The 12,185-nt window shown below is 71.6% G+C and carries 9 protein-coding genes; 5 read left to right on the top strand and 4 right to left on the bottom strand.

Annotated features, from left to right (window positions below; all coding sequences use genetic code 11):
• Positions 1 to 100, top strand: a 100-nt coding sequence (locus ACZ7LE_RS21690; RefSeq protein ID WP_470405328.1) for an integrase core domain-containing protein, incomplete at its 5' end; no start/stop codon positions are given.
• Here ACZ7LE_RS21690 and ACZ7LE_RS21685 read toward each other — a convergent pair.
• Positions 97 to 837: an ArsR/SmtB family transcription factor gene (locus ACZ7LE_RS21685; RefSeq protein WP_470405310.1), complete on the bottom strand. Its 741-nt coding sequence runs from the start codon at positions 835 to 837 to the stop codon at positions 97 to 99. The two genes, ACZ7LE_RS21690 and ACZ7LE_RS21685, sit on opposite strands and share 4 nt — an antisense overlap.
• A gap of 64 nt (positions 838 to 901) precedes the next feature.
• On the opposite strand from ACZ7LE_RS21685, the gene ACZ7LE_RS21680 reads away from it, so the two are divergent.
• The gene (locus tag ACZ7LE_RS21680) at positions 902 to 1,444 is read left to right on the top strand and encodes an OsmC family protein (RefSeq protein ID WP_470405309.1); all 543 of its coding nucleotides are present in this window, start codon (positions 902 to 904) and stop codon (positions 1,442 to 1,444) included.
• Positions 1,441 to 1,866: an ACT domain-containing protein gene (locus ACZ7LE_RS21675; RefSeq protein ID WP_470405308.1), complete on the top strand. Its 426-nt coding sequence runs from the start codon at positions 1,441 to 1,443 to the stop codon at positions 1,864 to 1,866. The genes ACZ7LE_RS21680 and ACZ7LE_RS21675 overlap by 4 nt, the downstream gene beginning before the upstream one ends.
• Before the next feature lie 132 nt (positions 1,867 to 1,998).
• Here ACZ7LE_RS21675 and ACZ7LE_RS21670 read toward each other — a convergent pair whose 3' ends face one another.
• Entirely contained in the window at positions 1,999 to 2,844 is an 846-nt protein-coding gene (locus ACZ7LE_RS21670; RefSeq protein WP_470405307.1) for an SDR family NAD(P)-dependent oxidoreductase, read from the bottom strand.
• Between the two features lie 253 nt (positions 2,845 to 3,097).
• On the opposite strand from ACZ7LE_RS21670, the gene ACZ7LE_RS21665 reads away from it, so the two are divergent.
• On the top strand, positions 3,098 to 9,496 hold the full coding sequence (locus tag ACZ7LE_RS21665) for a polymorphic toxin-type HINT domain-containing protein (protein ID WP_470405306.1): 6,399 nt from the start codon (positions 3,098 to 3,100) through the stop codon (positions 9,494 to 9,496).
• A 13-nt stretch (positions 9,497 to 9,509) separates the two neighbouring features.
• Complete coding sequence (locus ACZ7LE_RS21660) at positions 9,510 to 9,995, top strand: SMI1/KNR4 family protein (protein WP_470405305.1); 486 nt, start codon at positions 9,510 to 9,512, stop codon at positions 9,993 to 9,995.
• 38 nt (positions 9,996 to 10,033) lie between these two features.
• Here ACZ7LE_RS21660 and ACZ7LE_RS21655 read toward each other — a convergent pair whose 3' ends face one another.
• Both ACZ7LE_RS21655 and ACZ7LE_RS21650 read right to left on the bottom strand, forming a co-directional pair.
• On the bottom strand, positions 10,034 to 10,507 hold the full coding sequence (locus ACZ7LE_RS21655) for a hypothetical protein (protein ID WP_470405304.1): 474 nt from the start codon (positions 10,505 to 10,507) through the stop codon (positions 10,034 to 10,036).
• 231 nt (positions 10,508 to 10,738) lie between these two features.
• Positions 10,739 to 12,037 carry an amidohydrolase gene (locus tag ACZ7LE_RS21650; protein ID WP_470405303.1) on the bottom strand — a complete coding sequence of 433 codons (1,299 nt, stop codon included), beginning with the start codon at positions 12,035 to 12,037 and terminating at the stop codon, positions 10,739 to 10,741.
• Positions 12,038 to 12,185 lie beyond the last annotated feature (148 nt).

Raw genomic sequence — 12,185 nt, 5'->3', positions numbered from 1 at the left:
CACATGGCTACACCACTACAACCATCACCGACCACACACCGGCATCGGCGGCCAGACCCCAGCTCAACGCGTTCACAACCTCACGGGGAACTACAGCTAGCCGGCTGACCGACTGGCCGACTCGACCCACGAGCCTGGCGCGTGTCCCGGCTCGGCCAGGTCGAGGCCCCACGCCTCGCGGACCAGCGCGCGCCCCGCCTCGGTCACGTCCAGGCCACGGCCGGACCGGTGTCGGGTCACCCAGCCGGCGTCGAGGAACCGCGAGCCGACGGCGGAGCCGAGCGCCCCGGCCAGGTGCGGCCGGCGCTCCGTCCAGTCGAGGCAGGCCCGGGTGGTCGGACGCCGCGCGGCGACGGCGCCGTCGACGTCCACCCCGAGCTCGCCCAGCCCGACCGCGCCTGCGTCCGTGAGGGTCAGCTCGTCGCGGCCGGCGAGCCAGCCGGACCGCACCCAGGCGTCCGTCAGCCCGGTGCCGAGGCGCCCGGCGAGATGGTCGTAGCAGAACCGCGCGGCGGCCAGGTACTCGGCCCGGCGGCTGCGGCGGTACCCGGAGACGGGCGCGGCGTCGGCCAGCATGCCGAGGGACTCCAGCGCGGCCGCGACGTCCGGCCCCGCGAGGGCGTAGTAGCGGTGCCGCCCCTGGGTGCGAGCCGTGACGAGGCCGGCGTCGACCAGGACGGCCAGGTGCTCTGAGGCGGTCGAGGCGCTCACGCCGGCCGCTGTCGCCAGCTCGCCCGCCGGGCGGCGGGTGCCGTCCAGGAGCAGGTTGAGGAACACGGAGCGCGCCGGCGTGGACAGCGCCCGGCCCACCACGGTGAAGTCTCGGTCCCGGGTCATCGCCCGACGGTACGGCGCGGACATTTCGGCGTCCACCGAAGGGTATCCGGCCTACCGTCCCGGCATGAGCCAGCCACAGCCCGCCCCGCCCCTGCCTCGTGCGACCCCACCGCACATGACCCCGTCGCGCGTCACCCCGTCGCACCCCTACGCGACCCGCCTGCACTGGGCCGGGTCCACCGGCGGCGGGATCCGCACCTACTCCCGCGACCACGTCGCGACCGCCGCCCCGGCCACACCGGTCGTCGAGCTGAGTGCCGACTCCGCCTTCCGCGGCGACCCCGACCGGCTCAACCCGGAGCAGCTCGTCGTGATGGCGGCGTCGTCGTGCCAGATGCTCTCCTTCCTCGGCGCCGCCGCCCGCGCCGGGGTGGACGTGCTCGCGTACGACGACGCGGCCACCAGCCACCTGGACCTGACCGCCACACCCGCGCGCCTCGGCACGATCCGCCTGGCCGTGACCGTCCGCGTGGCCGCCGGGACCGACGAGGCGCTGGTGCGGGAGCTCGCCGAGCAGGCGCACCACGCCTGCTACGTGGCCGCCTCCCTGGCCGTCCCCGTCGAGGCCACCCTGACGGTGCTGGTCGGAGCGGTGACGGCCGGATGAGCACCCACCTGCGGGACCTGGAGGTCCGCCTGCCCGACCGTCCCGGGGCGCTCGCGGACCTGGGCGAGGCCCTCGGCGCGGCGGGCGTCAGCCTGGAGGGCGGCGGCGTCTTCACGGTCGACGGCGCCGCCGTGGCCCACTACCTGGTGCACGACGGCGGCCGCGCGCTACGGGCCGTCACGGCCGCGGGGCTCGGGCCGGCGGTGGTGCGCGACGTCGTGCTGGCCCGGCTGGACCAGGAGACGCCCGGTCAGCTCGGTACGCTCGCCCGGCGCCTGGGCGATGCGCGCGTGAACGTGCGGGTCCAGTACAGCGACCACGTGGGCAACCTGGTGCTGCTGGTCGCGGACGACGACGTCGCGGCCTGCCAGGAGGTCGTCGCGGCGTGGGGCCGACGCCGGCCGGCCGCGTTCGGGACGTGATGACTCACCTTTGAGGCCCGGGTTTCTTCGCTTTGGCCGCGCCCAAAGCGAAGAAACCCGGGCCTCAAAGGGGATGTCGGCGGGCAGATGTCGGCGGGCCGATGTCGGCGGGCCGGCGTCGGCAGGGCGGCGTCAGCGGGCCGGGAGGCCGACCAGCTCCGCCGAGCGGTCCCACAGGCGGCGGGCCAGGTCGGCGTCGCGGGCCTGCGGGTGGGTGCGGTGGGCGACCCGGCCGCGCTCGTAGTACGCGCCGGACTGCCAGTCGACGCCGGGCGCGGTCTGCGCGAACCGGACGAGCTGCGCGGCGCCCCGCTCGGGCGAGGCCATGACGAGCTTGCCGATCCTGCTCCGGTACAGGGGCCGCATGAAGCTGGTGCTCTCCGCGGCGAAGTTCGTCGCGACGCCGCCGGGGTGGAACGCGACCGACGACAGGCCCTGCCCGTGGAAGCGGCGGTGCAGCTCCGCGGTGAACAGGATGTTCTCGAGCTTGGCCGTGCCGTAGGCGAGGTGGGGTGTGAAGTCCCGGTCGTGGTCCAAGTCGTCCAGGTCGAGGTGGCCGAACAGCCGCGCACCCACGCTCGACGTCTGGACGACGGCGGCGCGGCTCGCCAGGAGCGTGTCGAGCAGCAGGTTGGTGAGCAGGAAGGGCGCCAGGTGGTTGACCTGGAGCGTCGGCTCGAAGCCGTCCTCGGTCCTGGTGCGGTCGCCCAGGATGCCGCCCGCGTTGTTGGCCAGGACGTCGATCCGGGGGAAGGCCGCGTCGAGCTGTGCGGCCAGCCGGCGGACGTCGGCGAGCCGGGCGAAGTCGGCCACGAAGTGATCGGCGCCGAGGGCGCGGGCGACCTGCTCGGTCTTCTCCGGCGAGCGTCCGACGACGGCGACCCGGTGGCCGGCGTCGGACAGCAGGCGCGCGGCCGCCGCGCCGATCCCGTCGCTGGCACCGGTGATGACGATCGTCCTGCGGGCGGGTTCGTCCATGGGAAAAGCATGCGCCTGCACGCGGGTCCGCCGGGGCTGGCGCTTCCGGGCCTGCGGCGGACGTCGAGTTTTGCGCGAGTTTTCCGGATGCGAACAGCCTTCTGACCTGCGCTTTTCACCCTGACTAAATGTATATGAATGCGAAAAGCCGGATAAACCAGTTGTAGGAAATGTTCAGCGTGTTCACACTCGATGTCGGGTTGCTGCCCAGCGGCCCGGCTCCTCAGGAAACACACCAACACGGGGGTTGGCGATGTCCGAGGCACGTGCGCACCACCTGGTCAGCACCTGGCTGTTGCGGCGCTGGCTGGCGCTGGCAGTAGCCGTCGGTTTCTCGGCGTCGTTGCTGATCGCCGTGGCGCCGCAGCAGCAGGCCGAGGCGGCCTCGGTGCCGCAGGCCGCCTCGGCGGGGGAGGGCCCGGCCGACCGGGCGATGCCGGACGGGGTGCGGCGGTCCACCGCGTACGCCGAGGACGAACGTCCGCCGGTGGTGCCGGAGGCCGTGCGGGCCGGCGGCGAGCCCGCCGAGGTGACGGCGACGGCGTGGCGAACGCTGACGGCCCCCACGAGCACCGCCCCGAGCACCGCCACGAGCACCGCCACGAGCGTGCGCCCGAACGCCGCCGCGGCGAGCTTCACGGGGATCGACCTGCGCCCGGGTTTCCTGCTCGGCGACACCTCGCTGGTCCTGTACTTCGACAGCGGCGACGTCGACCCCGACTGGACCGCCGCCGTCGTGCGCCTGTACGAGGGGGACGACCAGACCGAGCAGGAGTCGGTGCGCCTCAGCCGGGCGGAGCTGGAGGGTCCGCGGTTCTGCGGCGGCGCGGAGTTCTGCCGCAGCTTCGGCGCCCAGGACGGCTGGGAGCTCGACGAGGACAGGAACTACTTCGTCACGGTCGCGGCGGTGCTGCCGGGCGGCGACGAGGTGGTCTCGGACCCGTCGGGCGACTCGAGGCCGCGTGCGACGATCCTGCCGCCGGCCATCCCCGACGACCAGGCGGCCGGCTGCGGGTGCGAGAACGCGCTGGCCCCGACCGCCGTCGGGCAGGCGAAGCGTGGCGTGGGCGTCAACACGGGCACCGGCGCGTTCGTGCGCGTCGAGCGCGACCTCCAGATGGCGTCGTTCGGCATCTCGTTCGGCAGCGCCCGCACCTACTCCTCGGCCAACAACCGCCAGGGGCCGTTCGGCGTGGGCTGGGCGTGGTCGTACGACATGCGCGTCACCACGACGGACGACGGTGTCATCGTGCGCGCCGAGGACGGCGCCGAGGCGCTCTACACCCCGGACGGCGACGGGTACACGCGCCCGCCGGGCGTGCGTTCGAACCTCCGGAAGGACGGCGACGGCTGGGTGCTGGTCACCCCCGGGCAGGTGCGGTACCGGTTCGACGCCGCGGGTCGGCTCTCCGCCGTGCTCAGCCCGCGCGACGACGGCGTGCGCCTGGCCTACGTCGAGGTCGAGGACAAGGGCCGGGACCGCGACGTGGACCGCGACGAGGTCCGGATCACCGACGCGTCGGGACGCACCGCCGTCGCGCACCTGGTCGACGGGCTGATCGAGAAGATGGCGCTGCCCGACCGTCGTCAGGTGCGGTTCGAGTACGCCGACGGTCTGCTGAGCAGGGTCAAGGACGCCCGCGGGAACGTCTGGGAGTACCGGTACGACGCCGAGGGCCGCCTGGCCGAGGTGGTGGACCCGCACGACGTGGTCGCGGTGCACAACGAGTACGGCACCGGCGGGCGCGTCGTCGCGCAGCGCGACGGCGTGGGCGCCGAGATGACGTTCGCCTGGGACGCGGACGAGCAGGAGGCGCGCAGCACCGACGCCGACGACGTCTCCGTGTACGACGGCTACCGCGGCAACGTGCTGCTCTACAGCCAGCGCAGCACCGGCGACGCCGACAACCACCGGTACAACGCGCGGCTGGACCGCAACCTCGTGGTCAACGGCAACCAGTACCAGCACGTCGTGCGGTTCGACGCGCAGGGCAACCCCACGCAGGCCGTGGCGCCGCAGGGCTTCGACGAGAAGACGAAGTACGACGACCGGAACAACCCGATCGAGTTCACCGACGCGAACGGGAACGTCTGGAAGAACACGTACAACGAGTTCGACGAGCTGGTGCGCAGCGTCGACGCCGAGGGCAACGACATCCACCACGAGTACGACGACCGGGGCCTGCGCACGTCCACGACGGACCAGCGGGACAAGGTCACGCGCTACGAGTACCTGCCGGACGGCGAGGAGAACGCGGGGCTGCTGTCCGCCGTCGTGTCGCCGGAGGGTCGCCGCAGCGAGTTCTTCTACGACAGGACCGGGCGCCAGGTCGCGCAGACCGACCCGCGCGGCACCGCGGACCCGCGCGACCGGCGGCGCTACACGACCGAGACCCGCTACGACGAGCAGGACCGTGTGGTCGAGGTCGAGGAGCCGGGCAAGACCCGCGGCTGGCGGTCGGTGTACGACGACGTCGGCCGGCTCTCCCAGGAGATCTCGCCCGAGGGCGTGGTCAGCAGGTACAGCTACCTCGACAACGGCCTCCAGTCGCAGGTCGAGGCGGGCGGCCGGGTGCTCGTGTTCGAGTACACGGCGGCGGGACGGCGCAAGTCCGAGGGCGTGCGGATGCGGGGCGACGACCTGACGACGTCGTACACGTACGACGCGAAGGGCCTGGTCAAGACCGTGACCTCGCCGCGCGGCAACGTGCCGGGCGCGAACCGGGCGGACTTCACCACGGAGTACTTCTACGACGCGAACGACAACCCGGTCCGAATGCGGATGCCGTACCCGGGCGGCAAGCACGTGGACCGCGACATCAAGGTCGACGCCCTGGACCGGACGACGGCGTCGATCAACGAGCTGAACAAGACCTCCAGCTTCGAGCGGAGCAACACCGGTCAGGTCAGCTCCGTGACGGACACCAAGGGCCGTACCACCACGATGAGGTACGACAAGAACGGCCGGCAGACCGAGCGCACCGACGCCGGGGACAAGACGACCCGCACCGAGTACGACGCCGCGGGCAACAAGATCAAGGAGATCTCGCCGGTCGGCGGCGTCACGACGTACGCCTACACGGACGACGGGCTGCTCGCGTCGGTGACGGAGCCGCGCGGCAACGTCGAGGGCGCCGACAAGGCGCGCTTCACCACCCGGTACGAGTACGACCTGGCGGGCAACCGGGTGCGCGAGATCGACCCGCTCGGCAACACGACGTCGACCACCTACGACGAGAACAGCCGCCCGACCGAGGTGACGGACGCGCGGGGCGGGACCACCTACGTGGCCTACCGGGACGACGACCAGGTGAGCCACGTGCGCCAGCCGGACGCGCCGAGGCTGCCGCTGTTCTCCCAGGCCTTCGCGACGGTGCTCGCCTACGACGACGACGGCCGCGTGGTCGGCGTCGGCGACCCGCAGGGCGGCCGCACGCACGTCACCTACGACGAGGCCGGGCGTCCCCTGGCCACCACCGACCCGCTGGGCCGGACCACGCACGTGGGGTACGACGCCGAGTCGAACGCCGTCTCGAGCATCACGACCGACCGGCGCGAGGACCTCGACGACCTGAGCGACGCCGAGCGGGCCGAGCGGACCATCACCTCGGAGTACGACCTGCGCAGCCGCCTGACCAGCCAGCAGGTCGGCTCGGGCGGGCCCGGGTACACCTACGGGTACGACGCGAAGGACCGGACGACGTCGTACGGCGACCCGCTGGGCGTGCGCACGGTGACGTACGACGACGAGGACCAGATCACCCAGGTGGTCCGCGAGGAGGCGAACCAGGCCGCCGAGACCTTCACCTACGGGTACGACCAGCGCGGCAACATCACCGACCGCACCTACCCCGACGGCACGAAGATCACCTCGACGTACGACGACGACTCGCGGCTCGTCTCCACGACGGCGGCCGGCGGCTCGGCGGGCGCGAGCAGCGCACGCTGGGAGTACGCGTACGACGTCGCCGGCCGCCGGACGGCGACGACGCTGCCGGCGACCACGGGCCTGACCGAGAAACGGGCCTACGACGACGCGGGCCGCCTCACCTCGATCGGCACGGAGCGCACCGGGGACCCGGTGGACGGCGTGCAGGACCCGGTCTCGGCGTTCGACCTGACGCTCGACGAGGTCGGCAACCCGACGAAGGTCCTGACGACGCGCGGCGGCGTGACCGAGGGGGTCGCCTACGCGTACGACGACGCGAACCGCGTGACGGACGCCTGCTACGCGGCGCACGAGTGCGAGCCGAAGAGCAAGGCCGCCGGCCGGATCTCGTACGAGTACGACCTGCTCGGCAACCGGACCGAGCAGAAGCGGACCGGCTCGGCGGGCGACGACCTGACGCGGTACACCTACGACCACGCGAGCCAGCTGCTGCGCGAGGTCACGTTCGGCAAGGACGACGGCCGGCCGAAGGTCGAGCGCAAGGAGTACGGCTACGACCTGCTGGGCAACCAGACACGCGCCGGTGACGACCGGCTCGAGTACAACCTGGACAGCACGCTGGCCCGGGCGACCGTGGGTGGAGTGCGCACGGACTACACCTACGACGCGACGCGCATGCGGCTGGACGCGATCACGGGGGTGGGCGCGGGCGCCAAGACCCGGCACTGGTCGTGGGACGTCAACGGGTCGCTGGAGAACATCGCCGTCGACACCCTTTCGGACGTGAACGGCGTGGTGCAGGGCCGGCAGGCCTTCGCCTACGGGCCCACGGACGAGCCGCTCGCGCTGCTGGAGACGCAGGGCGGGGCGCACGTCTACACGCACGACTGGCTGGGCGGCGTGGCGAACATGCTCTCGGCCGACGGGCAGGTCGAGGAGGGGTACGACTACGACCCGTTCGGCAACCCGCGGCAGGGCACGACGCTGGCCGGGGCCGTCGCCGAGGCGGCCGGGGGTGGCGCAGACGGCTCGGCCGACACCGGCTCGGACGGTGCTGGTTCGGGCGACGGCGGCTCGGCTGACGGCGCGACGCTGACCGGCGTCGGGCCGCTGGCGGACGCCCAGCCCGGCGACACGATCAAGAACCCGATGCGGTTCGCCGGCGCGTACCTCGACCCGACCACGGGCGAGGGCAACTACGCGATGCGGGCGCGGAACTACGACCCGGGCACGGGGCGGTTCTCGTCCGTGGACCCGGCAGGGGCGCAGCCGATCGGGTCGTCGCCGTACGCGTACGCGGGCAACAACCCGATGGTGTTCACGGACCCGACGGGCGAGCGGGAGATCGAGGGCCCGACGGGCGGTGGCACCACGGAGAGCCCGACCGGCGCGGACACGACGTCCAACCCGAACGATCCCGGCGCCGAGGTCGAGGGCCCGAGCGCCGAGGACGTCGCCAAGGCGCAGCAGCTCCAGGGTAAGTCGATGCTCGACGTCATCCTGGAGGCCGGCGGGCAGATCCTCATGGAGTTCCTCGGGATCACCGACCTGATGGACTGCCTGGACGGCGACCTGGGCGCGTGCGTGATGCTCGTGGTCGGCGCGCTGCCCTGGGGCAAGATCTTCAAGGCCGCGAAGATCGGCGAGGCCATCTACAAGGCCGGCAAGGCCGTGATGACCTTCTCCAGCGAGCTGAAGTGGGCCCAGAAGATCCTCTCCGGCGCCAAGAAGGCGAAACAAGCCGCGGAGGCGGCAAAGGCAGCAGCTGCGAAGGCCGCGCGTGAGGCGGCGGCGAAGGCGGCCAAGGCGAAGGCTGCTGCCGATGCCAAGATCAAGAAGCTCGCGGCCGAGGCAAAGGCCAAGGCGCGGGCGGACGCGGCCAAGAAGAAGGCTGACACGACGGGCAAGGGGGACTCGGCGAAGACGGACGAGCCGGTTTCCTGCCAGATCGGCAACAGTTTTGCGGCAGGCACTCTGGTCTTGATGGCAGACGGCACGCGAAAGCCGATCGAGGACTTGAAGCCCGGTGACGAGGTCCTTTCCGGAGACGAGAACACCGGCAGCCGTTCGGGCGGGAGGCTGGTCACTGCGCACGTCACCGGAAGTGGCGAAAAGACCCTGGTGACAGTGACGGCCCGGGACGACGATGGTGACAGGCAGCAGATCGTCGCCACGCAAGGCCACCCGTTCTGGAGTGCCAAGGAGGGCGCATGGGTCGACGCGATCGACCTACGGGCCGGTGACTGGCTCAAGTCCAGTGCTGGCACCTGGATGCAGGTCGCGGACGTCGATGTCGAGCGCAAGCAGGCAGTGGTGTACAACCTCGCTGTCGACTCAGATCACACGTTCTATGCCAGTGCCGGCGACGCCCTGGATACCAGCTCGGTGCTGGTCCACAACTGCGGAGGGTCGGTCGGGGGTCACACCTCCGCGTGCAACTGTGCGTCGGGAGGGACCCCCGTCGGGCCGATCAACGCTCACCTTGCTGGTGGAACGCACCCGGTGACGGGCGTGCCGTTCGATGCCCAAGGGTTTCCCGACTTCAGCGCATACAGGGACCCGGCCACACCGGATGTCACGATTACTCTGACCGGCAACAGGGCGCAGGACTTCGCTGCCGCGGACAAAGCGGCCGGAATCACGGCGGCGTATCGCAAGGGCAAGTGGACCTGGAACCATCACCAGAATTGCGGTGTGATGCAATTGGTCAGCATGTCTGTCCACGCGAAGACCGGCCACACTGGTGGGTTCGCGATTTGCTAGAGCGGAGTTCGTGATGACCGTATTCGATCCGACCGACCAATCAGATTACATCGGTCAGCCTGCTGACGCGGAGATGATCCGGCAGGCCGAGACGGTGCTCCAGGTCCGCCTCCCGGAAGGTTACGTCGAACTGCTCCTCGTGCAGAACGGCGGTCTATTGCGAAACCGGTGCTTTCCGACCGACTTCGCCACATCGTGGGCGCCTGACCATATCTGCATCGATGCGATCTGGGGCGTTGGCGGTGCATGGGGGGTCGACGTTGTTTCATCGAACATGATTGCTGAATGGCAGTACCCAGAGATCGGAGTAGTGCTCGGAATCACGCCTTCGGCCGGGTACGACACGGTGATGCTCGACTATTCAGCGAGCGGTCCTCTCGGCGAGCCTTCTGTTGCGTACGTCGACGAGGACAGGGTGCCGCGGCGCATCGCGGATTCTTTTCCGGAGTTTCTGCGCGGACTCGTATCCTGCCGGACGTTTGGTGAGGACGCGGACTGACTCCGTCAAGCAGCTGCGGAGGCGGCGGCCGCTCGCGGTCACGCCACCTCGACGTGCTTGCGGGCTGCCTCCATGAAGCGGAAGACGCCCTGACGGGAGGTGTCGCGGGTGCTCGCGAACTCCTCCGGTGAGAGGTTCGGCTTCATCTGGTCCACGCCCTCGATCGCCTCCTTGCCCAGGGCGATAAGGTCCTTGGACTCGGTGACGAGCTGGACGCGGAACAGGGCTTCCTGCGCGTCGGTGTAGAGGCGGTAGGTCTCGTAGCGCAGCGCCTCGGGATCGACGCTCTTGCGCTCGTCGTGGATCGCGAACCAGCGGTCCATGTGGGCGCGGCGCAGGTTCACGAGGACTCCGCCAAATTTCGTGTACGCACTGACCCGCTCCTGGCGCAGGCGTTCACCGCGTTCGAAGCGCTCCGCGTCCGCGCGGTTGCGGCGCTGGAAGTAGTGGGTCGCGAGCGAGCCGAGCAGGGTTCCGACGACGGCGACGACGCTGGTCACGATGATCTCCACGGGCCGAAGCCAACCATGGCCGGGCGTGCTTGAGAAGGCCGTCAGCGAGGAGGTCCAGCGAGCAGGGCCGGAGTGGTGAGCGAGGTGCGGGGTAATGGGCACGCCGCCGGGTACGTGACAGAGAGTGAGCATTGTTCACTCTCCGTAACGCTGCTGGGGGAGTGGCCTTTGCCCCCCCCCCCCCGGCCTGCCTCGGCCCGAACGCGCAACGTGCCGCGCGGGACCGTGGCCTCAGGCCCCGCCCGGCGCCGACAGCCGGTCCAGGGCCGCCACGACCAGCGCCGTCACGCCCGTCTCCAGGGTCGGGTGCGGCACCGGCGCGAACCGGGGGGAGTGGTTGGACGGGATGTCCCGGTCCGTCGTGCCCGCCTGCTCCGCCGCGAAGAACGCCGCCGGGTCCCAGCCGCCGAGCAGCCAGTAGACCAGCGGCACGCCGACGGCGGTCGCGAGCACGCTGACGTCCTCGCTGCCGGACACCGCGCCCGGGTCGATGACCCGCTCAGCGCCGAACCGGGCGGCCAGGGCCGCGCGGGTGCGCTCGGTCTCGGCCGGGTCGTTGAACAGCGGCGGGAACGACTCGCCGGGCGTGATCTGCGGGGGCTGGGGCGCACCGGCGGCGTCGGCCTCCGCGTGGACGATCCGGTCGATCGCGCCCAGGACGCGGGTCCGCACGGCCTCGTCGAAGGAGCGGATGTTCACGCCGAGGTGGGCCTCGTCCGGGATGATGTTGTCCTTGGTGCCCGCCTGGAGGCGGCCCACCGTGACGACGGCGGCGTCGCCCGCCGCGACCTCGCGCGAGACGATCGTCTGCAGCTTCAGCACCGTGGAGGCGGCCATCACGACGGGGTCCACCGTGGCCTCCGGACGCGACCCGTGGCCGCCCCGGCCGATCAGCCGGATGTCCAGGATGTCGGTGCCCGCGAACGCCGGACCGGCGTGCAGCCCGAGCAGGCCCGCCGCGACGGGCGCCACGTGCTGCCCCAGCACGATGTCGGGGCGGGGCACGAGGTCGTACAGCCCGTCGTCGACCATGGCGCGGGCGCCCGTGCCGAGCTCCTCCGCCGGCTGGAAGACGACGACCAGCGTGCCCGACCACTCCGTCCGGCCGCGGGCCAGCACGTCGGCCGCGCCGAGCAGGGCGGTGACGTGGACGTCGTGCCCGCAGGCGTGCATCACGCCCGACTCGACCCCCTCGGCCGTCGTGGTGCGGACGGTGCTGGCGTAGGGCAGCCCGGTGTCCTCCGTGACAGGCAGGGCGTCCATGTCGGCGCGCAGCAGCACGCACGGGCCGTCGCCGTTGGTCAGCACCCCGACCACACCGGTCCCGCCGACGCCGGAGTGCACCACGTACCCGGCCGCGGCGAGCCGCTCGGCGACCAGCGCCGCCGTCCGGGTCTCCTGGTACGACAGCTCGGGGTGCTCGTGCAGGTCCACGTAGATCTCGCGCAGCCCGGGCAGGAGCTCGGCCAGCGGTGCCAGGACCGTGTCGACGTCGGGGACCGCACCGCGCACCGCAGGAGGAGTCGTCATGCGCTCACGATGCCATCGGCGCCCCGAGGCGGCGCGGCGAGCGCGCCCGAGGGTGGTCGGCAAGACGGCAGGTGGTCGGCAGCACGAGCTGCCGACCACCTGACGTCCTACCGACCACCCGGCCGGGCCGCCCTACACCTCAGCGCGC

The organism is Promicromonospora sp. NPDC110617 (assembly GCF_055598465.1).
This window is presented reverse-complemented; position numbering and strand designations above follow the sequence as displayed.